This window comes from Micromonospora polyrhachis (assembly GCF_014203835.1).
GTDB lineage: Bacteria > Actinomycetota > Actinomycetes > Mycobacteriales > Micromonosporaceae > Micromonospora_H > Micromonospora_H polyrhachis.
In genome coordinates this window covers 4,757,893-4,779,026 of sequence record NZ_JACHJW010000001.1, presented here as the reverse complement: position 1 = coordinate 4,779,026, position 21,134 = coordinate 4,757,893, and the positions used below count along the sequence as shown (strand labels likewise).

19 protein-coding genes are annotated in these 21,134 nt (G+C 70.6%); 4 read left to right on the top strand and 15 right to left on the bottom strand.

The window, feature by feature from the left end:
• Positions 1-24: 24 nt before the first annotated feature.
• The 3 genes from cobA to cobC all read right to left on the bottom strand — a co-directional run bounded on the left by cobA (position 25) and on the right by cobC (position 3,607).
• Positions 25-1,275 carry a uroporphyrinogen-III C-methyltransferase gene (gene cobA / locus FHR38_RS20985; protein WP_184539997.1) on the bottom strand — a complete coding sequence of 417 codons (1,251 nt, stop codon included), beginning with the start codon at positions 1,273-1,275 and terminating at the stop codon, positions 25-27.
• A gap of 65 nt (positions 1,276-1,340) precedes the next feature.
• Positions 1,341-2,396, bottom strand: coding sequence for a nicotinate-nucleotide--dimethylbenzimidazole phosphoribosyltransferase (gene cobT / locus FHR38_RS20980; protein WP_184536277.1), 1,056 nt, complete (start codon positions 2,394-2,396; stop codon positions 1,341-1,343).
• Complete coding sequence (gene cobC, locus FHR38_RS20975) at positions 2,396-3,607, bottom strand: Rv2231c family histidinol phosphate aminotransferase CobC (RefSeq protein WP_184536276.1); 1,212 nt, start codon at positions 3,605-3,607, stop codon at positions 2,396-2,398. The genes cobT and cobC overlap by 1 nt, the downstream gene beginning before the upstream one ends.
• A 122-nt stretch (positions 3,608-3,729) precedes the next feature.
• Here cobC and FHR38_RS20970 point away from each other — a divergent pair, with 122 nt between their 5' ends.
• Positions 3,730-5,892, top strand: coding sequence for a transglycosylase domain-containing protein (locus FHR38_RS20970; protein WP_184536275.1), 2,163 nt, complete (start codon positions 3,730-3,732; stop codon positions 5,890-5,892).
• A gap of 78 nt (positions 5,893-5,970) precedes the next feature.
• Here FHR38_RS20970 and FHR38_RS20965 read toward each other — a convergent pair whose 3' ends face one another.
• Both FHR38_RS20965 and FHR38_RS20960 read right to left on the bottom strand, forming a co-directional pair.
• Entirely contained in the window at positions 5,971-6,540 is a 570-nt protein-coding gene (locus tag FHR38_RS20965) for a GNAT family N-acetyltransferase (RefSeq protein WP_184536274.1), read from the bottom strand.
• Between the two features lie 49 nt (positions 6,541-6,589).
• Complete coding sequence (locus FHR38_RS20960) at positions 6,590-8,239, bottom strand: cobyrinic acid a,c-diamide synthase CobB (protein ID WP_184536273.1); 1,650 nt, start codon at positions 8,237-8,239, stop codon at positions 6,590-6,592.
• A gap of 153 nt (positions 8,240-8,392) precedes the next feature.
• Between FHR38_RS20960 and FHR38_RS20955 the strand changes: the two genes are divergently transcribed.
• Both FHR38_RS20955 and FHR38_RS32385 read left to right on the top strand, forming a co-directional pair.
• Entirely contained in the window at positions 8,393-9,208 is an 816-nt protein-coding gene (locus FHR38_RS20955) for an SURF1 family cytochrome oxidase biogenesis protein (protein WP_312882312.1), read from the top strand.
• Positions 9,209-9,519: 311 nt separating this feature from the next.
• Positions 9,520-10,248: a hypothetical protein gene (locus FHR38_RS32385; protein ID WP_246446670.1), complete on the top strand. Its 729-nt coding sequence runs from the start codon at positions 9,520-9,522 to the stop codon at positions 10,246-10,248.
• Positions 10,249-10,279: 31 nt separating this feature from the next.
• On the opposite strand, the gene FHR38_RS20945 is transcribed toward FHR38_RS32385, so the two are convergent.
• The 10 genes from FHR38_RS20945 to FHR38_RS20905 all read right to left on the bottom strand — a co-directional run bounded on the left by FHR38_RS20945 (position 10,280) and on the right by FHR38_RS20905 (position 20,124).
• Positions 10,280-11,932, bottom strand: a complete 1,653-nt coding sequence (locus FHR38_RS20945; RefSeq protein ID WP_184536272.1) for an ATP-dependent DNA ligase — start codon at positions 11,930-11,932, stop codon at positions 10,280-10,282.
• A 93-nt stretch (positions 11,933-12,025) separates the two neighbouring features.
• Complete coding sequence (locus tag FHR38_RS20940) at positions 12,026-12,232, bottom strand: hypothetical protein (protein WP_184536271.1); 207 nt, start codon at positions 12,230-12,232, stop codon at positions 12,026-12,028.
• A gap of 163 nt (positions 12,233-12,395) precedes the next feature.
• Positions 12,396-13,763, bottom strand: a complete 1,368-nt coding sequence (locus FHR38_RS20935) for a dipeptidase (protein ID WP_184536270.1) — start codon at positions 13,761-13,763, stop codon at positions 12,396-12,398.
• 78 nt (positions 13,764-13,841) lie between these two features.
• Positions 13,842-14,966 carry a M48 family metallopeptidase gene (locus FHR38_RS20930; protein WP_184536269.1) on the bottom strand — a complete coding sequence of 375 codons (1,125 nt, stop codon included), beginning with the start codon at positions 14,964-14,966 and terminating at the stop codon, positions 13,842-13,844.
• A 75-nt stretch (positions 14,967-15,041) separates the two neighbouring features.
• Positions 15,042-15,800, bottom strand: a complete 759-nt coding sequence (locus tag FHR38_RS20925) for a uridine kinase family protein (RefSeq protein ID WP_312882311.1) — start codon at positions 15,798-15,800, stop codon at positions 15,042-15,044.
• Positions 15,801-15,853: 53 nt separating this feature from the next.
• Positions 15,854-15,976 carry a hypothetical protein gene (locus FHR38_RS32900; RefSeq protein WP_281384893.1) on the bottom strand — a complete coding sequence of 41 codons (123 nt, stop codon included), beginning with the start codon at positions 15,974-15,976 and terminating at the stop codon, positions 15,854-15,856.
• A gap of 103 nt (positions 15,977-16,079) precedes the next feature.
• Complete coding sequence (locus FHR38_RS20920; protein ID WP_184536268.1) at positions 16,080-17,663, bottom strand: cobyric acid synthase; 1,584 nt, start codon at positions 17,661-17,663, stop codon at positions 16,080-16,082.
• Between the two features lie 76 nt (positions 17,664-17,739).
• The gene (locus FHR38_RS20915; RefSeq protein ID WP_184536267.1) at positions 17,740-18,837 is read right to left on the bottom strand and encodes a cobalamin biosynthesis protein; all 1,098 of its coding nucleotides are present in this window, start codon (positions 18,835-18,837) and stop codon (positions 17,740-17,742) included.
• A 51-nt stretch (positions 18,838-18,888) separates the two neighbouring features.
• On the bottom strand, positions 18,889-19,791 hold the full coding sequence (locus tag FHR38_RS20910) for an IS982 family transposase (protein ID WP_184536266.1): 903 nt from the start codon (positions 19,789-19,791) through the stop codon (positions 18,889-18,891).
• 150 nt (positions 19,792-19,941) lie between these two features.
• Positions 19,942-20,124, bottom strand: a complete 183-nt coding sequence (locus FHR38_RS20905; protein WP_312882310.1) for a helix-turn-helix domain-containing protein — start codon at positions 20,122-20,124, stop codon at positions 19,942-19,944.
• 325 nt (positions 20,125-20,449) lie between these two features.
• Here FHR38_RS20905 and FHR38_RS20900 point away from each other — a divergent pair, with 325 nt between their 5' ends.
• Positions 20,450-20,860: a hypothetical protein gene (locus tag FHR38_RS20900; RefSeq protein ID WP_184536265.1), complete on the top strand. Its 411-nt coding sequence runs from the start codon at positions 20,450-20,452 to the stop codon at positions 20,858-20,860.
• Positions 20,861-21,134 lie beyond the last annotated feature (274 nt).

The window sequence follows — 21,134 nt, the reverse complement described above, 5'->3', positions numbered from 1 at the left end:
AGCAAATTTAAATGTAAAGATGCTTCAGGTGATCGAGTCGGCTCCGAGCACCGTCACCACCTCGCCGAGCACCACCACGGCCGGCGGACGAAGGCCGGCGTCGCGTACCGCATCGGCCACCTCGCCGAGCGTGGAGCGCAGCAGCCGCTGCGCGCCGGTCGTACCCTCCTGCACCACCGCCGCCGGCGTGCCCGGCGCTCGCCCGTGTGCCCGCAGCGTCGCGGTGATCGCGGCCAGATTCTTCAGCCCCATCAGTACGACCAGCGTGCCCCGCAGCCGGGCCAGCGCCGCCCAGTCGACCAGCGAGGCCGGATCATCGGGCGCAAGGTGCCCGGAAACCACGGTGAACTCGTGTGCCACGCCCCGGTGGGTCACCGGGATCCCGGCGACCGCCGGGACGGCGATCGAACTGGTCACCCCGGGTACCACGGTCACCGGCACCCCGGCCGCCGCGCAGGCGAGCAGTTCCTCGCCGCCCCGTCCGAAGACGTACGGGTCACCGCCCTTGAGCCGGACCACGAACGAACCGGCCCGGGCCCGATCCACCAGGATCCGGTTGATCTCCTCCTGCGCACGGGCCGGGCCGTACGGAATCTTCGACGCGTCGACCAACTCCACATCGGATCGCAACTCGTCGAGGAGCAGTCCCGGCACCAGCCGGTCGGCGACCACGACGTCCGCCTCGGTAAGCAACCGCCAACCCTTGACCGTGATCAACTCAGGGTCGCCCGGACCGGCACCGACGAGGGCGACCCGCCCCGATCTGGTACTGGGCAGGGCCTCGGCCAAGGCAGGATCCGACAACAGGGGAGCCTTCCCCACCTCCTCAAGGAACCCACGGATCGCGTCGCGTACCGCCATCGACCGGCGCGGGTCGCCGCCGCCGAGCACCGCCACGGTCACCGGCCCGTGCCGGGTCACCGCCGGAGTCCACGCGGTCGCCGCGTCCCGGTCGTCGGCGCGTACGCAGAACACCCGTCGCCGGGCCGCCGCCGCACTGACCGCCTCGGCGGCGACCGGGTCGTCGATCGCCACCTGCACCAACCAGACCCCGTCCAGGTCGGTGTCCTCGAACCGGCGCTGCGCCCAGTCCAGTCGACCGGCGTCGACGTGGGCCCGCAGCGCCGGGGTCAACTCCGGGGCGACCAGGAGCACCCGCGCCCCGGCGTCCAGCAGGGCGGGCACCCGGCGGGTCGCCACCGCTCCCCCGCCCACCACCAGCACCCACCGACCGGCTAGGCGCAGCCCCAACGGATAGGGGTTGCCGCTCGGCAACCGGCGGCCCTCGTCGCTCGGCAACCGGCGGCCCTCGTCGCTCGGCAACCGGCGGCCCTCGTCGCTCACTTCTCGGACACTCCCGCCGAATCGAAGGTGGCCACCTCGTGCAGCACTCGTACCGCCGAGGCGACGACCGGATAGGCGAGCAGCGCCCCGGTCCCCTCGCCCAGCCGCAGGCCCAGGTCGATCAGCGGTTCCAGGCCCAGCCGGGCCAGGCCCAGGCTCGCCCCCGGCTCGACCGAGCGGTGTCCGGCGACCATCGCGCCGACCGCGTCGGGGGCGAACGCCGCCGCCGCCAGCGCCGCCGAGACCCCGATGACGCCGTCCAACAGCACCGGTCGCTGTCGGGCCGCCGCGCCGAGGATGAATCCGGTCAGCGCCGCGTGTTCCAGCCCGCCGACCGCCGCGAGTACGCCGAGCGGGTCCGTCGGGTCCGGGGTGTGCCGGTCCAGCGCGGCCCGCACCACCGCGACCTTCCTGGTGTACGTCGGGTCGTCCACTCCGGTGCCCCGGCCGGTCACCGCCGCCGGGGCGGCCCCCGTGAAGGCGGCGATCAGCGCGGCGGCCGGGGTGGTGTTCGCGATGCCCATGTCCCCGGTGAGCAGGAGGTCCGCTCCAGCGTCGACCAGGTCCCGGGCCACCTGGATACCCACCTCGACGGCGGTCCGGGCCTCGTCCCGGGTCAGCGCCGGCTGCTGGCTCAGGTCACGGGTGCCGGGACGCACTTTCGCGGCCACCAGATCCCGATGGTCCAGCTCCGGCAGGACGCCCGCCACGCCCACGTCGACCACGGTGACCGACGCGCCCATCTGTCGGGCGAACGCGTTGACCACCGCCCCGCCGGCCAGGAAGTTGCCGACCATCTGTGCGGTGACCTCCTGCGGCCAGGGGGTCACTCCCTGGGCGTGTACCCCGTGGTCACCGGCGAAGACCGCCACTGCGGCGGATTCCGGCAGCGGCGGTGGGCAGCTCCCGGCCAGCCCGGCGAGCCGTACGGACAGCTCCTCCAGGGCACCCAGCGAGCCGGCCGGTTTGGTCAACCGGCCGTGCAGCGCGCGGGCGCTCGCCATCGCCTCCTCGTCGAGCGGCCGGATCGCCGCCAGGGTGGTTGTCAGCATCAGACCTCCAGGATGTTCGCCAACGCGTCGACGAACGCGTCAGTGGTGGCAGTGTCCCGTACCGCCACCCGGAGCCAGTCCGGGCCCAGGCCAGGGAAGGTGTCGCCCCGTCGTACCGCGTAGCCGTGCTCCCGTAGCGCCAGCCGGACGGCGGTGGCACCAGCGAGGCGTACCAGGACGAAGGCGCTGGCCGGCGTGCCCGCGACCTGGACGCCGGAAAGCGCGGTCAGCCGGGCGACCAGGTGGGCGCGGTCCTCGGCGAGCCGGGTGGCGATCTCGCGTTCGGCGGCGACCGCATGCGGGGTCGCGCAGGCGGTGGCGGCGGCCAGCGCCGGGGTGGAGACCGCCCACAACGGCTGTACGGCGGCCAGCCGCGCGAGCAGTTGGGCTGGGCCAAGCAGGTAGCCGATCCGCAGTCCGGCCAACCCCCAGGTCTTGGTGAGGCTGCGCACCACCACCAGGCCCGGTACGTCCCGTCGGGTGGCCAGTGACTCGGGCTCACCCGGTACGCCCGGTGCGATGGTGGTGTCGGCGAACGCCTCGTCGACGACGAGGACCCGACCCGGTCGGGCAAGGGCGGTGAGCACCTCGGCCGGGTGCAGTACCGAGGTCGGGTTGGTGGGGTTGCCCACGAAGACGAGATCGGCGTCGGCCGGTACCAGGGTGGGGTCCAGCCGGAAGCCGGTCTCCGCCGGCAGCAGGACCCGCTCGACCCGATGGCCGGCCGCGCGCAGTGCGGCCTCCGGTTCGGTGAACTGGGGGTGCACCACCACCGGCCGCCGGGCCCCGCGCAGCGCCTGAGCCAGCAGGACGAACCCCTCGGCGGCCCCCGAGGTGAGCAACACCTCGTCGGCGGGTCGCCGATGCCGGGCGGCGACCGCGGCCCGGGTCGGGGCCGGGTCGGGGTAGGCCGCCAGCTCGTCCAGGGCGGCGGTGATCGGCTCGCGGAGCCACTCCGGCATCGGACCCCGACGTACGTTCACCGCCAGGTCGACCAGGCCCGGCACAACCTCGACGTCCCCGTGGTGGCCGAGGTCCTCATGTCGACCGGGGTCCTCGCGCTGGCCGGGGTCCTCGCGCTGGCCGGGGTCCTCGCGCTGGCCGGGGTCCTCGCGCTGGCCGGGGTCCTCACCCTGGCCACGGTCCTCGCGCTGATCCGGGTCCTCGTCGATGGTTGCCGCCGTCGGGGGCGGGTATGGCTGCGCGTACATGCTGGCGATCCTGCTCGGTACGCCGGCCGGCCCAGACGTCCGGGTCCCGGACACCCAGATTTCGCGAGAAAGTTTCGTGAATCTTTGTCAACCCAAATGGGTGTATGTCATAGCTTGATGGAGTGAAAAAGTCTCCGTTTTCCGCCATGGGGCGGCTCACTCCGCTACTCCGCGCCGGGCTCATCGCCGGCGTCGTCGTCGCCGTCGCGGCTTACCCGCTGGTAGCCATCGTCGGCCTCACCACCAAGGCCGGTGCCGACGCCATTGGGGTCAAGACCAGCGCGTTACAGGACTCGGCACCGGCACAGACCACGTACGTCTACGCGTCGGACAACAAAACCCTACTCACGGCCTTCTATGAGGAGCATCGGAAGTACACCCGACTTGAGGACATGTCACCGAACATCCAGCAGGCGATCGTGGCATCCGAGGACTCCCGCTTCTACAAGCACAACGGGGTCGACCCGAAGGGTGCGCTGCGGGCCTTCGTCGCCAACCAGCAGGCCGGCGGGGTGTCCCAGGGCGCGTCGACGCTGACCATGCAGTACGTCCGGATGGCCTCCCGGGACAACGCCAAGTCCCCGATCGAGGTGCAGCAGGCCACCGAGCAGACCGCGGTCCGCAAGATCCGTGAAATGCGGTTGGCACTCGACCTGGAGAAGCAGCTGACCAAGCAGGAGATCCTGGAGCGCTATCTCAACTCCGCGTACTTCGGGCACCGGGCGTACGGCATCTACGCCGCCTCCGAGATCTTCTTCTCGAAGACGCCCAAGGAACTGACCCCGGTCGAGGCGGCCACCCTCGCCGGGCTGGTCAAGTCCCCCTCCGAGTACGACCCGGCCAGCTCCGACCAGAAGGCCGCGACCGACCGCCGCAACTACGTCATCTCCCGGATGCGGGACATGGGCTACCTCTCGCCGGACGCCGCCGCGACAGCACAGGCCGAACCCATCCGGCTCAAGTTGACCGACCCGCCCAACGACTGCACCGCGCTGCCGAAGAAGTACAACAGCTGGGGCTTCTTCTGCGACTACCTGAAGAACTGGTGGAGCGCCCAACCGGCGTTCGGCGACAACCCGCTGGAACGGATCGACAAGCTCCGCCGAGGCGGCTACCGGATCGTCACCAGCATCGACCCGAAGATCCAGGAAATCGCCGACCAGCAGATACAGTCCCGGGAGGCCATCGGCAGCCCGTTCGCCCACGGCCTGGTCGTCATCGAACCCGGCAGCGGCCGGGTCAAGGCGATGTCGGTGAACCGGAACTACTCGCTGGACCTGAGCGAGAACGCGCCCCACTCCAACCCGGCGCTGCGGGAGCGGATGAAGGGCAACTATCCCAACACCGTGGCCCCGCTACTCGGTGGTGGCACCGTACCCGGTTACCAGGCGGGCTCGACATTCAAGATGTTCACCATGTTGGCCGCGCTCGACGCCGGGATGCCCCTGTCGACCTCGTTCAACTCCCCACACCGGTTCACCACCATCTATCCCGATGGCAGCGGTGGCCCCACCGACTGCGGCGGATTCTGGTGCCCCTCCAACGCCAGCGGCGCGATGACCGGTACCCACGCCATGTGGTCCGGGTTCGGCAAGTCGGTCAACACCTACTTCGTGCAGCTCGAACAGAAGGTGGGGGCGGACCAGGCGGTCCGGCTGGCCGAGCGGCTCGGCCTGCGTTGGCGTACCGAGGTGGACCGGCGGCAGGCCTCGATCGACCGCGCCAAGATGTGGGGCGCGTTCACCCTCGGCGTCTCCGATGCCACCCCGTTGGAGATGGCCAACGCCTACGCGGCGATCGCCGCCGACGGGCAGTACTGCGACGCGCTGCCGGTGCTGTCGATCACCAATCCGAACGGTTCACCCGCGATGTACAAGACGGCCTCGGGCCTGGAACGGGAAGCGGCGAAACCGCGTTGCCGCCAGGAGGTGAGTGCCGACGCCGCCCGTGCCGCCACCGACGCGGCCCGCTGCCCGACCGGCGACACCCCGGCCCGGGGCTCCTGCGGCGGCTGGTCGACCGCCGACAGCGTACGGGGCACGGTGGGTCGTCCGGTGGCCGGCAAGACCGGTACCACCGACAGCACCCGGTCGGCCTGGTTCGTGGGCTACACCCCGGAGTTGGCGGCGGCCAGCTTCATCGCCGACCCGGACAACCCGTTCAACGCCGTGGGTGACGGGCAGTCCAACAAACCTGTCGACAGCGTCGCATTCACCTTGAAAGACGCGCTGAAGGACAAACCAGTCCGTCAGTTCACCCCACCCTCCGACGCCATCGTTCGCTGACGGGTGTGGGGAAGGTCCCCTCCCATACGAAAGCGCTAGGAAGGGGCCCTCCCCCATCGCTCTGACCAGCAAGACGTCTCAGCGCAGGTCGGCCGCCACGAAGGACCAGACCTCCAGGTCGACCCGGCCGCCCTGGGCATAGCCCGCGTTGCGCAGCAGCCCCTCGTACGTGAAGCCGGCCTTCTCCGCCACCCGCCGGGACGCGGTGTTACCTGGCGCCACCCGCAACTCCACCCGCTGGAACCCGTGCTCCAGGATCAACGCGATGGCCAGGGCATCAACCGCCTCGGCCGCGATCCCGAAGCCACGCGCCTCCGGGGCGATGGCGTACGACACCTCGGTGACCCGACCGGCCCAGTCGGTGCGTTTGGTCCAGAGACAGCCAACGAGCTGCTCGTCCTCGCGCCGGACCACGCCGTAGTGGTCGCCGCTACCACTGTCCCGGCGTTCCTGGGCCATCTCGGTGCACCAGGAGAGTCCATCGATCTGGCCGGACTCCTCGGGCAGCGGCAGCCATCGCTGGGTCTGCTTGTCGGCGAAGATCTCGGCTACCGTGGCCGCGTCAGCCGCCCCGAGCGGGCGTACATGTGCCCGGGGCGTCGACACGGTCAGGGTGGGAAAACGTCGTACCGCCACGTGTCCGCTCACATCATCACCGCACCACGCTCGTCGATTGCCATCGCCGTGCCGTACCTGTTCACGCCCTTACCTGACCAACCGGGTCGACCACGACCACCGGCACGGCCGCTGGATCCGCCGGGACAACCGAAAAGGCCGGTACGGCCGGCGACAGCGGAACGACCGTCCCCGGGTCCGCCCCGGGCCGGAATGGTCGCGCGTCGGGTATCCGCGCCGCGCTGGTGACGAGCCGGTGGGCGATCCCGGGTACGCCCACCCAGTGCAGGATCAGTTGGGACGCGTGCACCCCACGCCACACGAATCCCTCCGGGGCACCACCACTCCACGTCCAGGCGGGGGTGTGCCCTGCGCGGGGCTGAAGCACCGCGGAATGATGCTTGTAGCCGACCACCCGGGTACCGAGTCTCGCCACCGGTGTGTTCGCCCGGGCCGTCGCCTCGCGATAGCCGGCCACCAGATGAGCGGTACTCGTCCCGCTGGCGTCGAGCACCCCGCACATCGGCCGCCCGTCGAACTCCCGGGCCAGCCACAGCGCGCCCGCACCCTCGGCGAGTACCGGCCGCCCGGAGCGAGCAAAATCGCTGACCGCGCCGCACAGTCGCCGGTTCGCCGCCAGTTCCTCAGCGTACGACTCGGGCAGGCCGCCGCCGACGACCAGAGCGGCCACCCCCGCCGGCAGCGTCTCGTCGCGCAACGGATCGACGACACGCACCTCCGCCCCGGCGGCGACGAGCAGCTCGACGGTCTCCGGGTAGGAGTAGGTCACCGTGGGGCTGCCGGCAACCGCCACCACCGGCCGAGGCACCCCCACGCCGGGCAACGCGACCGGAGTAACCGGGCCACCGCCCGGCACCACCGGAGCGACCCGCACGTTCGGGTCGGGGGCCCAGGGCGGTTGCTCGGAAGCCCAGGGCGGTTGCTCGGAAGCCCAGGGCGGTTGCTCGGAAGCCCAGGGCGGTTGCTCGGAAGCCCAGGGCGGGTCGGGGGCCCATGCCTCGCCCGGCAGGCGCGGCGCGGAACGGGCCAGGCTGAGCAGCCGGTCGAGATCCACCGCCTCGGCGATCGCCTCGCCCAGCCGACGAACCCCCCGGTACGCCTCGACGCTGCCGTGGGCCACCGGTACGATCCCGTGTTCCCGGGCGGGCAACGCGCGGGACAGGTCGGGCCGGCGCAGTACCCCGAAGACGGGTACGCCGATGTCGTCGAGCGCCTCCCGGAGCAACTGCTCATGCCGGTCGGAGGCGACCCGGTTGAGGATGACTCCCCCGAGCCAGACCAACTCGTCGTAGGCGCGGAACCCGTGCACCAACGCCGCCACCGACTGGCCCATCGCCGCGACGTCGACCACCAGCACCACCGGTGTCCGCAGCGCGGCGCAGATAGCGGCGGTCGAGTCGACCTCCGGTTGCTCGACGACGCTGTCGAACAGGCCCATGGTGCCCTCGACGACGGCCAGGTCGGCATTCGCGGCGCCGTGCACGAACAGGGGCGCGATCCGCTGAGCGCCGACGAGCCGAGGGTCGAGATTGCGGCCGGGGCGGCCGGCGGCCAGGCCCAGGTAGGCGGCGTCGGTCTGGTCCGGGCCGACCTTGAAACCGGCGGTGGTCATCCCCCGGGCCGCGTACGCCGCGAGCAGCCCGACGGCGACAGCGGTCTTACCGTGTCCGGAGGATGGAGCACTAACCGCCAAACGGGGAACGGCGGTCATGGTCGGCTCCTGGGGACAGGGCCCGGGACGGGCTGATTCGGTCTCGATCGGACAACGGGTTCACGCGCGACGATACCGTGTGCACCCGGCCGCCGGTCGATCGCCGATCCGGCCCGAGCGTAGTGGCTCCGGCCACCCGGGTAACCTCGTCATGTGTACCGGTTCCTGCTCACGCCACGCTGGCTGGGCATCCTCGCCCTGACTCTGGTCGCGGCCACGGTGATGGTCCTGCTCGGCAACTGGCAGTTGAGCCGTTACCAGACACGCTCGGCGATCAACGACCAGATCGACGCGGCCACCCACCAGACTCCGAACCCGCTGACCGAGGCGCTACCCGGACCGGGAAGTGCCCCTGGTACGGCTGGCCAGGTGCCGCCGAAGGCCACGGAATGGACCCGGGTCACGACCACCGGCCGATACGACAGCGACAACACGGTCCTGGTTCGGGGCCGTACGGTGAACAGCCGGGTCGGCTTCGAGGTGGTGACCCCCCTGGTCCTGGCCGATGGCTCGGCGGTGTTGGTGAACCGGGGTTGGATTCCGCCGGCCAGCGGCGGCGCCACCGCCCAACCGGAGGTGCCGGCCACACCAACCGGTCAGGTGACCGTTGTCGGGCGGGTGCACATGTCGGAGAGTCGGCCTGACACGCCGCAGCGACGCAACGGCTACATCGAGACACGCCGGATCGGGGTGCCCCAGCTCGCCGCCGAACTGCCCTATCCGACCTACGGCGTCTACCTGCTGCTCGACGAGCAAAATCCACCGGCCGATCCGGTCTTCGCGGCCATCCCGATCAAGCACGAAAACAACTGGCAGAACGCCGGATACGTCATCCAGTGGTGGCTGTTCGCGTTGATGACCCTGGTGGGCTTCGGCTGGCTGGCACGCCGGGAGGCCCATGGCCCCCCGGACCGAAGCGCGGTGCCCGAGGACCGTCTCGGCGAGCCAACATCGACGTCCCCGGCCTGAGCCCACCGCGCGTCCGCCCCGCCGTCAGCGCGTCTGTCTCTACGTCGCCACGTCCGCAGAATCCGCCGAAGTACGCCCGGCCCCTACTGCGATCTTCCCGTGACGCTGCACATCGGTAGGTATCACCCGCCGGGGTAAGGTGCCGTCGTGATCGAGCAGAGGGAGGTAATCCGGTGAGTGTGGATCCGACGGCTCCCATCCCCGGGCCGGGGATGCCGGAGCAGTCTCCGTCACCAGTCGACCCGCCGGCCATGCCAGCACCAGCTTCGTTGCCCGCGCCCCCACCCAGCCCAGCGTCATCTCCGTTCTCGGTGCCCCCGGCTCAACCGTTCCCGGCCGCCCAGGCGATCCCGGAACAGCCAGCACCTCCCACCCAGCCGATCCCGGTCCAGTCGGCACCCCCCACCCAGGCGATCCCGGTCCAGTCGGCACCCCCCACCCAGGCGATCCCCGCACAGTCGTACCCGCCGGGGCAGCCCTCTCCCGCTGGCTATCCCGGCCAGCCCGGCGGATATCCGGTCAGTGGGCCGCCCGGCGCGTACTCGGTGAGTGGGCCGCCCGGCGCGTACCCGGTGAGCGGGCCCGGTGCGTACCCGGTGAGTGGGCAACCGGACGTATACCCGGCGGGTGGCCCGCCCGGACCGTTCCCACCCGGTGCGCCGGCGGTCTTCGCAGCCGGAGCCCCGGGACCGGTGGTGGCACAGATCGGCGAGATCATGGTGGCACCGCCGATGGTCCGTACCCCGGCCGGAGACATCCCACTCGCCGGATCGTCGTGGCACATCCAGGACTACTGGCAGACCGAACAGAAGATCCCGACCTGGGCGATCGTCTGCGCGGTCGTCGGCTTCTGCATCCTGACCGTCTTCAGTCTGCTGTTCCTGCTGGCCAAGGAGACCATCTACCGGGGCACCGTCCAGGTGACGGTCGCCAACGCCGGGCGGCAGTACGTGGCCCGGATCCCGGTCACCGACCAGACCCAGGTGCACCACCTCAACAACCAGATCAACTACGTACGGTCGCTGGCGGCGGCCAACTGAGCCGAGCGACCCCGGGCCGGCGTGGCGGCGATCAGCTGCTGCGCCGGCCGACGTGAATCGCCCGTACGGCGTCGATGGTGTCCGCCTCGGCCGCGCTCTTGTCGTCGCGGTAACGCACCACCCGGGCGAAGCGCAGGGCCACCCCACCCGGATAGCGGGAACTGGTCTGCACCCCGTCGAAGGCGATCTCCACCACCTGCTCCGGACGGACCCGGACCACCCACTCGCCCCGGTCGACCGCCAACTCCAGGAACCGCTCGGTCTGCCAGCGCAGCAACTCGTCGGTGAGCCCCTTGAACGTCTTGCCGAGCATCACGAACCCGCCGGTGTCCGGGTCCCGAGCGCCGAGATGCAGGTTGGACAGCCAGCCGGAACGCCTCCCGCTGCCCCACTCGACCGCGAGCACGACCAGGTCGAGGGTGTGCCGGGGCTTCACCTTCACCCAGGCGGCACCGCGACGACCGGCGGCGTACGGCGCGTCGGGCACCTTGACCACGATCCCCTCCTGGCCGGCGTCGAGCGCGGTGGCGAAGGCGGCCGAGGCCTCGTCGACCGTGGCCACCTCGGTCCGTCCGACGAGCAGCGGTACGCCGACCGCGCCGGCCAGTGCCGCCCACCGGTCCCGGCCGGGTGCGTCGAGCAGGTCCGTGCCGTCGAGGTGCAGCAGATCGAAGAAGTACGGTGTCAGCACGGTCTCGCCGGTGGTGCCGGCGGCGGCGCGTACCGCCGGAGCGGCCGGGGCGGGGTGCGACGGCCGGGAGGCTTCGACGGAGACCGTGCCGGCCATGTCAGCGGTCGTACGGCCAGCGGGGCTTCCTTGGCGGCGGCGCGCACCTCGGGTGGCGGCGCGGCTGGCGGTCTCCTGGAACGGGCGGGGCCGACCGGTCGCGTCGAGGGCGATCGCCTCACCGTCGAGCACCATCTCCCGGGCCGGCAACGCGCGGACCGCCGCGACCACCTCCGGCACCCGGGCGGTGATCTCGTCGAGGCTGCGGCTGAAAACGGCGATGTCGTTGCCGGATCGGTGCACCTGGATGCGGATCCCGTCGAGTTTGACGTCGACGACCGTCGGGGTGCCGGTCGCGGTCAGGGCCTCGTCGACCGACGATGCGCTCTGCGCCAGCATCGGGGCGAGCGGTCGGCCGACCCGGAGGGTGAACTCGCTCAACGCCGCCGCCCCGCCGGTCAGCGCGGCCACGGCGACCACCCTCAGGTCGCCGGCGAGCAGCAGCGCCCGGCGTACGGCGGTGGCTGGAACGTCGGCGGCGCGGGCGATGGCATCGGCCAGCAGTCCGGACTGTGCGCCCTGGCGCAGTTCGCCGCTGAACAGGCCGACCAGCATCCGTTGCTCGTCGGCGGTGGCGGCGGCGAAGAGTGCGCCGAGCAGTTCCCGGCGACGGGCCTGCGTGCCGGCACCATGTACGGCGGCGATCTCGGCGATCGCCGCGTCGACGCCGGCCACGGTCAGGGTCGGCTGCGGTGCCGGTGGGGGCAGGTCACGCAGGCCGGCCGGACCGACCCCGGTCTGCCGCTGCCGCAGTTCACCGGCGAGATAGCCGGCCCCGGCCGGGATCTCGTCGACGTCGAGTCGACGCAGCGCCACCGCCAACAGGTCGACCTTGGCCAGGCGACCGGGGGTGACTGTCACAGCGGCGGAGGTGGCCGCCAGATCCAGGAACTGCACCCGTCCATCCTGGCAGCCACCTCCGACGAATGTCGGCTGCTCCTATGCGGCGAACGGCTCCGTGGCGAACGACACCTACGCGGGGAGCAGCACCTACGCGGGGAGCGGCTCCTCGATCCGCAGCCCTCGGGCCCGTACCGCGTCAGCCACCTGGGACAACACCCTGTCGAGCGCGCAGAGAACAGCGGAGAGCTCGCCGAGTTGGTCGGTCAGCAACTCGTCGGACCATGCGGAGACGTCGACGTCCCCCAGAGCACAGACAGCGGCGTCGAGCCGCGCGATCGCTTCGTTCGTACTCATGTTCGAAAGCCTATCGTAGATGTCCACTTCGCGGGGCGTTTTCCCAGTTCGGCACGGCCGGAAAGAACAAGCCCGACTGCACTCGACCGGGGGTCGGTGCAGCCGGGCGTACGGCAAGCCGCCAGCGGTAAGCCGTGTGTACGGTCAGCCGCCGGGCGTACGGTCAGCGGCCGGCGGCGGCCGCCTCGGCAACCTTCGCCAGCAACAGCGTCTCGGCGAGGCAGACCCGGGCGAACTCCCCCAGGTGCAGACTCTCGTTCGGGCCGTGCGCCTGGGCGTGCGGGTCCTCCACACCGGTCACCAGGATCGCCGCCGCCGGGAACATCTCCTGGAAGGTGGCGATGAACGGGATGGAGCCACCGACCCCCATGTCGACCGGGTCGACCCCGTCCCAGGCGGTACGGAAGGCGGACCGCGCCGCGTCGAACATCGGTCCGGAGGCGTCGATCACGCACGGGTCGCCGTCGTGCTCGAAGGAGACGGTGATCTGCGCACCCCAGGGGGCGTTGCGCTCCAGGTGCGCGGTCAGCGCGGCGTACGCCTTCTTCGGGTCGTCGCCCGGAGCGAGCCGGAGGCTCAGCTTGGCCTTCGCCGCCGGCACGAGGGCGTTGGGTGCCTCGCCGGTGGCCGGGGCGTCGATGCCGAGTACCGCGAGCGCCGGCTTGGTCCACATCCGGTCGGTGAGCCGCCCGGTGCCGATGAAGGAGACCCCGTCGACCAGGCCGGACTCGGTGCGCAGTCGCTCCTCCTGGTAGTCGACGGTGGCCCCGGTCCGGCCGACCAGTCCCTCGACCGCCACGTCCCCGGCGTCGTCGTGCAGGGTGGCCAGCAGCCGGGAGAGCGCGGTCAGCGAATCCGGCACCACGCCGCCGAACATCCCGCTGTGTACGGCGTGCGACAGCGTACGGACCTCGACGAAGCAGTTGACGATGCCGCGCAACGAGGTGGTCAGCGCTGGCACCCCGATGTCCCAGTTGCTGGAGTCGGCGATGACGATCACGTCCGACGCGATCTCGTCCCGGTACTCCTTCAGGAGCTGTTCGAGGGAGTCGGAGCCGTACTCCTCCTCGCCCTCGATGAACAGCACCACACCCACCGGCAGGTCGTCGCCGAAGGCCCGCAGCGCCGCGATGTGCGCCATGATCCCGGCCTTGTCGTCCGCCGCACCGCGACCGTAGAGCCGCCCGTCCCGCTCGACCGGCTCGAACGGGTCGCTCTCCCAGAGTGACAGGTCGCCGACCGGCTGTACGTCGTGGTGGGCGTAGAGCATCACGGTCGGCGCACCGGGGGGTGCGGGCCGCCGACCGATCACCGCCGGCTGTCCGCCGGAACGCACGATCTGCACGTCGAGCGAGCAGCCCCGCAGCAGTTCGGCGACCGCCTCCGCGGATCGCTCGACGTGGGAGTGGTCGAAGCCGTCGAACGCGATGCCCGGGATGCGGACCAGTCGTTCGAGGTCGGCACGAACGCCGGGCAGCTCGTGTTCGACCGCCGCGCGCAGTTCAGCCTCGGTGAAGGTGGGTGTGGTCATGACCGAAATGGTAGGCCGACCTTACCGGCCGCCGCCCCGGGAGCCCTCGATGCCGTGCGTCTCCGGGCCCGCCCGGCGCTAGTTTCCGTTATCTGCTGTGGTCGTGCGGCCCGGCCGGCGGCCCGCCCGACCGGCGGCACGGGCGGCAGCCTCCCCGGCGGCCCCCATCCAGGACCGGGCCCGGCCGGCACCGCTGCCGACCCACTCGCCGATGTCGCTGGCTCCGTCGCCGAGTCGGCGTAGCAGACCCACCAACGGATCCTGAGTACGCCCGAACGCCTCCCGGTAGGACTCGGCCGCGGCCTTGATCTCCTCGGTCACCGAGGTGTCGCCGTCGTCCGCCCGCCGGGGATACTCCCCGGCCAGCACCTGCCCGTAGGCACCCGAGTCGACCCACTGCCGCAGGTGTGCCGCGCGCGCCACCGGCACCGGATGGGTGCTCCACGCGGTCATCCGGATCTTGTGGAAGCTGTCCCGTAGGTCGCCGCCACCGTCGTACTCGGCTGCCTGTTCGAGAAAGGCGGTCGTGTCGATCTGGGACAGGTCGCCGCCACCGGCGAGCTTCATCAGCAGCCGCAGCGCGGCGGCCGGATCCTGCCCGGCGAGCAGCCCGGCTCGGTCGGCGGAGAGTTCGGCCTTGCGCCACCATTCGAGCATCGCGGCGATGATCGCCCGCAGGGCGAGCGCACCGACCGGAAGCCAGCTCAGGTTGGCCGCCCACCGGGTGAGGATCATCAGGATCGTCTTGTAGACGGCATGGCCGCTGCCCACATGACCAAGCTCGTGGCCGAGCAGGTAGCGCAGTTCGTCGTCGTCGAGTTGTTGTACGGCGGCGGAGCTGACCACGATGAAGGGTCTATCGAGCCCGATCGCCTCGGCGGTGAGCCAGGGCGACTGGGTGACGTACAGTTCGGGCAACTCGGGCCAGTCGAGGGTGCTGGCCGCCTCGGTGAACCGGTGATAAACGCGCGGGTACTGCCGGTGGTCCACCCGGATACCGGCCGCCAGATAGGACAGTCGGAAGGCGCGCTCGTTCCACATCCCGAAGAACGTCTTGAGTACGTCGTCGAAGCCGCGAAGTTCGCGTAGCGCGGTGAGCGCCCCCCGGTCCGCCGGATGTTCCCAGGCCCGCGAGCTGATCCCGGTGAGTACGACCCGTCGCCGGGCCGGGGTGGCGGTCGTTTCCTGGTCACCGGTCGTCATGGTGCGTGCCCCCGATCGCCTCGCCTCGGCCCTCTCCCGCAGATCGTGCCGCAGTGAAACCCTTACGTCCATGCCCTATCGGCGAGGCGGACCGGGCAACCGTACGTAGAACCGAGCCGGATCGGTTCCTGATCCGGTCACCGCTTCGGGCGCTGGTGTGGCTGCCGGTTCGGGCGCCGCCTCGGCTGCCGGCTCAGGCGCTGGTGTGGCTGCGCCGTCGACGAGGAGGTCGGCGGTTCCGACGGTGTCGTCCACGGCCAGATGATCGCGTTCCGCACGCCGCCACCGGTCCAGACAGGGGCGGATCGCCGCGCCGTCCCGGATCAGGGCCCGGTCCAGTCGCAGTCGGTCCGGGGCGGTCACGAAGACAGCGAAGGTCAACTCTGGCCGGATGATGGCCCGGGCGGCCGTGAAACCCTCCAGGAGCACCACCGGAGCGGGCGGGACCGGGGTCCAGTCCGCGCCGAAACGCCGCCGGTCCCAGTCGTACGAGCGGTAGTGGCCGGTCCGGCCCGCCCGCAGCGGGGCGAGGACCCACTCCTCCAGTCGATGCCAGAAGGTGAATTGGTCCGCCCAGCCGTCGAGCAGGTCGTCGGTGTGCACGATCGGCGGCCGGTCCAGCCCAGCCACCGCGAATGGCTCGGCCCGCCCGGCCGCGTTGGATGCCCTGGCCCGCCCGATCGCGGTGAACGCCTCGGCCAGCCGCTCGGCGAAGACTGTCTTGCCCGCGCCGCTGGGCCCGTCGATGGCGACCAACCGGGTACGCCCCAGCCGGGCTGGCCGGTCCAGGATCCGCCGGGCCAGATCCGCATACGCCTCGACCACTCCTGCCACGGTGCAGACCGTAGTCGTCCGGGGCGGGATAGCGCCGAGCAGGTGCTGACCGGTCAGTATTCGCCCCCGCCGTCACCACCGCCGCCCGTGCCGTACACGATGGCGACGACCACGATCCCGATCACGATCGCCGCGATGACGATCCACTGCACGATCCTGGACCTGTTCGGAGCCACTCGAATCACCCCGGGTCGGGCGTACCCGTAACCGGGACAATCATGCAGCCAACTCCCGACTCCCGACTCCCGACTCCCGACTCCCGACTCCCGACTCCCGACGTTACGGTGCGCCGGGCGGCACGAACGGCAGGTCGGCGGCGGGCCCCTCCATGACGGTTCGCCAGAGCGCGTCGGTGTCCAGGTGCTCCTCGACAAGATCACCGAGTAGGTCGAGCGTGCGTTCGCGGGCGGCGGCGAAGGAGGTGTCCGGGGCAGCCTGGAAGCCGTGCCGGCCGGCGAGTCGGGCCGCCTCGGTCAGGAAGCGACGGCGGAACTCGTCGGACTCGAAGGCCCCGTGCCAGTGCGTACCGAAGACATGGCCGGCGGCGGCTCCCTCCGCGCGACCGTCGGCGTAGGTCAGCAGCGGCGCAAGATCCGGATCTGCGGACGAGACGTAGCCGTGGTGGATTTCGTAGCCCCGGACCGGGACCGTGCCGACGGCCGGGGCGTTGACCATGCGGTAGGCCGGGGCGTTGACCATGCCGTAGGCCGTGCCCACCGAGCGGGCGACCGTCTTGCGCTTGTCGAAGGTGACTTCGATGGGCAGCAGGCCGAGCCCGGCGACGCTGCCGAGCCGGCTCTCCACCTCGTCGTGGATGGATCGACCGAGCATCTGGTAGCCCCCACAGATGCCGAGCACCGGGCGGCCGGTAGCGGCGTGCGCTCGGATGGCGTCGGCGACGCCGGTCCGCCGAAGCCAGTCCAGGTCGTCCACGGTGGACTTCGTCCCGGGGAGTACGACGAGGTCGGCGGCGGCGATTTCGGCCGGCTCCACGGTCAGCCGGACCCGTACGCCGGGCTCGGTGGCCAGCGCCTCCACGTCGGTGGCGTTGGAGACCCGGGGCAGCCGGACCACGGCCACGTCCAGCCACTCGGTACCGCACGGGGGTGCCGGTCGGCCGAGCACCCGCCCGTAGGCGAGTGAGTCCTCGGCGTCCAGCCACAGGTCGACGTGCCAGGGCAGCACCCCGTACGTCGGCCGCCCGGTGACCCGCTGGAGCATGTCCAGCCCCGGTTGGAGCAGTCCCAGGTCGCCCCGGAACTTGTTGATCACAAAGCCGGCGATCAGTGCCTGGTCGGCGGCGTCGAGCAGGGCGAGCGTGCCGAAGAGGGAGGCGAAGACCCCACCCCGGTCGATGTCGGCAACCACGATGGTGGGCAGGTTGGCGTGCCGGGCCAGCCCCATGTTGACGTAGTCGGTGTCCCGCAGGTTGATCTCGGCCGGGCTGCCCGCCCCTTCACAGACCACCACGTCGTACTCGGCGCGCAGTTCGGCCAGGGCGGCGAAGGCGGTCTCGGCGAGGCGGGGGCGCAGCGTACGGAAGTTGGTCGCGGTGACCGTGTCGACCGCCTCGCCGAGCAGGACGACCTGGCTGGAAAGATCACTGCCCGGCTTGAGCAGCACCGGGTTGAACCGGAGGTCGGGGGCCAGACCGCAGGCAGCGGCCTGCAACGCCTGTGCCCGGCCGATCTCGCCACCCCGCCCGGCGGGGCTGATCGCCACCGCCGAGTTGTTGGACATGTTCTGTGCCTTGAAGGGGGCGACTCGGACTCCGCGTCGGTGCAGCCACCGACAGATCCCGGCGGTGACCACGCTCTTGCCCGCGTCGGAGCTGGCCCCGGCGACGAGCAGCGCCCCGATCACGCCTGGCTCCGGGGCGGGCGGCGCCGGGGCGGGCGGCCCCCACTCATCGCCGGGCTGGAACCGAGCAGCGCCCGGGTCATGCCTGGCCTCCGGTCCGGCCCCGTACCCCGCGCAGTGCCCAGCGGAGGATCGCCCGCCGGGCGGGTGCCGCGGCCGCGTGGCCCGCCGTCAGTCCGAGCACGGCCAGGCCGACGGCCCCGGAGAGTCGGGCGGCCCGCTTGATGTGTCGCGCATCCGGACGGGGACCGTCGCCGAGGAAGGGGCGAACCTCGGAGCGCCCGAAGTAGATGTTGCGCCCACCGAGTCGTACGCCGAGCGCGCCGGCCATGGCGGACTCGCACTGCCCGGCGTTGGGGCTTGGGTGGTCGTTGCGGTCCCGCCACCAGACCCGCCATGCCTCAGCCCGGTCCCCATGTACGACCGGGGCGGTGGCGATGGTCAACAGGCCGGTCAGCCGGGACGGCACCAGGTTGAGCAGGTCGTCGAGGCGGGCGGCCGGGGTGCCGAACCGTTCGTACCGTGGTGATCGGTGTCCCACCATCGCGTCGAGGGTGTTCGCCGCCCGGTATCCGAGCAGGCCAGGCAGGCCCGCGACCGCTCCCCAGCACAGTGGTGCGACCACCGCGTCGGAGGTGTTCTCCGCGACCGACTCGACGGTGGCGCGGGCGAGTTCCGGCTCGTCCAGCGTTGCCGGGTCGCGCCCGCAGAGATGGCCCAGTCGGTCCCGGGCGGCCGGCAGGTCACCGCTGTGCAGTGCCTTGCCCATGATCGTGGCTTCGCGGCGCAGAGTACGACCACCGAGCACGGTCCAGGTGCCGGCGGCGACGAGCACCGCACGCGCCACCGGGTGCCGTCGGGTCGCTGCGGTCGCCGCCGCCCCCAGCAGCACCGGTACGCCGACCGCCAGCGCGGTGTGCAGCGTCCCGGCCGAGCGGTGCGGCCGGTAGAGCCGTCGTTCGAGCGCTCCCGCCGCCTGCCCGAACCCCGCCACCGGGTGGAACCGACGTGGATCACCGAGCAACGCGTCAAGTGTGTAGCCCGCCACCAGGCCCGCCGCGTTGGCCAGACTGGTCGCGTTGGCCACGTTTGCTGCCTTGGCCAGGCCGGTCTTCTTGGCCAGGCCGGTCTTCTTGGCCAGGCCGATCGTGTTAGCCAAGCCGGTCGTCACCCGCATGTTGATCACCCCTGGTGCAGCCTAGATGATTGAGTCCTAAATTCTTGCTGGTCAATGGTCGTATGCGATGAGTGATCTTGGGTTGGGTGCGCCGATGTTGGTGTTGTGCCAGATCACGGCGGCCAGGGCGAGTAGGCGTTGACCGACGCGGGCGAACAGGCCGTCGTGTCGGCGGGCTCCGTGTCGTTCCAGGGAGAGTTGGCCTTTCAGGCTCTGGAAGATCGACTCGATCCATTGGCGGGCGCGGAGCAGGGCTTTCTCGGCCGGGGTGCGTGGGGCGTCGGCTGTGGCGTTGGCGCGTTTCGGGCGGACCAGGTGGATGCTGCGCAGGTCGCAGAACTGGTCGAACTCCGGGCTGGCGAAGCCACGGTCGGCCAGGATGACCTGCCCGTCGGCGATTAGGTGGTGGTCGGCCTCGATGAGGGCGGCCATCACCTCCCGTTCGTCGAGTTTCGGGTTGGCCAGGCACCACAGCACGGGCATGCCCTCGGCTGTGGCCAGTAGATACAGGCGCATGCCCCAGAAGTAGCGGGAGTGTGAGGCGCTGTAGCCGTAGCCGGCGTCCCCGGCCAGGTCCGAACGTTTCGTGGTCTCCCGCGAGGTGCCGCACGGTACCGGGGTGGAGTCGATCAACCTGAGGATCGGGGCACTGGTCGGGGTGACATGGGCCAGGGCCCGGAGCACGGTGGCGATGAGCTGACCGCTGCCGCGGACCCGTTTGCCGTAGCCGGACGCGGTCGGCAGGTACGGGAACATGTCGCGCAGGTGGGTGCCGGCCCAGCGGATCCAGTGCCGTTCACGAGGGAAGTCGAACAGGACCTGGGTGATCATCAGGCAGACCAGTTCGGCGTCGGACAACCGCTGGGGCCGGCCGGGACGGCGGCGACGCGGTACCAGGTGATCGTCTACGAACACGTACAGTGCGGTCAGAAGGGTGTTGATGTCAGCTGTCACGAGCAGACAACGACACCCTTCCCTGTACCAGTACGCCGGCACCTCCCACCAGCAAAGATTTAGGACTCAATCATCTAGGCCAATGCCCATACCGTTGCCGTCGTACGTGCTCAGACGCAGGAGCATCTGGCTCGCCCAGCCATTGCGCGATCAGGCGATCTGACGGAGGTCCCCGCCGTAGTCGAAGATGATCCGCATCCGAACACCCAGCGCTCGTGCGTATCGGCCGAGGGTCGCCACCTCGTTGGCCCCCAGAGCGCCGTTCTCAATCCGGCTGACCCGGCCCGGCGTAACCCCCATCTTCCCGGGCCGGCCCGCCAACAGCAGAAACACTCACCATCAATCGATCCCGATCTCGCCCTGCCAGTCGGACTTACTACAAGCCACTGACCTCAACTCACCCTGACAGGCAGGGCCACCCTCAAGTATCCGAGCGCTAAGTTTCTGTCGTCTCCACCGTCGGTGACGATCGTTCGTCAGGCTGTCGGCTGGATGCATAACGGGGCGGGGTGTCGTGACATCCGGTGGCCAGAGCCGTTGTCGAAAAAGGCGAGGAATCTCTGACCGCCGGGAAGCTGTGCTCGTCCATGGAGTTGACGTTCCTCAACCAGCTAAGCGATTATCGTGATGAATTTCCATCCCTGGAAGGAAGGCGCGGATGAAGATCCGTCGATATCTGATGTCGCTGGCGACAGGACTCGCCGTCCTGGTCGGTGGCATCGTGGTGGCGCCCGCTCCTGCGCAAGCCGCGGTCAAATGGGATCTGACCGGCTCTTACAGTGACATGGCGGGCTCCTGGGCGTACGGCTCCTGGTGGTGGTCTGGCGGCCGATTCTACGTGGAGGTCAACGTCAAGGACACCGTTGCGGACGGCGAAGCCGCAGGCATGTGCCTGAGGGCGGAATACAGTGATGGCGGCTCGCGGAAAGAACGGGTACACAACAGCGGCGGCAAGGGCACGACGAAGACCGTAACCTACAACTTTGCCGACAACGTCTCCGAAATTTATGGCGGGGAATACGTCGGAGGCGCTACGACCGGCTGCCTCGCGGTGGGCATTATCTACTGAGCTGCAGCTCGGTGATCGCGCTGCCGCGTGCTTGGCCGGGAATCCGGTCTGAGTGGTGACGTGATCACCGATAGTTCAGCGGCGCCCCACCCCGCAAGTCGGAACGCTGAGTTTCTGTCGTCTCTGCCGTGGTGATGGTCGTTCGTCAGCCTGTCGAGCTAGGGGCGTATACGGGGCGGGGTGCCGTGGCATCCGATGGGCAGCGCCAGTCAACAAAGGTAATCATGGCGTCATGGACCTCACGAGGCGCCGTAGGGTCCATGACGCCATGATT

Excerpts from the sequence above, each read along its gene's own strand:
- FHR38_RS20915 (WP_184536267.1), bottom strand. The coding sequence starts at position 18,837 with ATGCGGGTGACGACCGGCTTGGCTAACACGATCGGCCTGGCCAAGAAG.
- FHR38_RS20935 (WP_184536270.1), bottom strand. The coding sequence starts at position 13,763 with ATGACCACACCCACCTTCACCGAGGCTGAACTGCGCGCGGCGGTCGAA.
- FHR38_RS20900 (WP_184536265.1), top strand. The coding sequence starts at position 20,450 with ATGAAGATCCGTCGATATCTGATGTCGCTGGCGACAGGACTCGCCGTC.
- FHR38_RS20940 (WP_184536271.1), bottom strand. The coding sequence starts at position 12,232 with ATGAGTACGAACGAAGCGATCGCGCGGCTCGACGCCGCTGTCTGTGCT.
- cobT (WP_184536277.1), bottom strand. The coding sequence starts at position 2,396 with ATGCTGACAACCACCCTGGCGGCGATCCGGCCGCTCGACGAGGAGGCG.
- FHR38_RS20930 (WP_184536269.1), bottom strand. The coding sequence starts at position 14,966 with ATGACGACCGGTGACCAGGAAACGACCGCCACCCCGGCCCGGCGACGG.
- FHR38_RS20960 (WP_184536273.1), bottom strand. The coding sequence starts at position 8,239 with ATGACCGCCGTTCCCCGTTTGGCGGTTAGTGCTCCATCCTCCGGACAC.
- cobC (WP_184536276.1), bottom strand. The coding sequence starts at position 3,607 with ATGTACGCGCAGCCATACCCGCCCCCGACGGCGGCAACCATCGACGAG.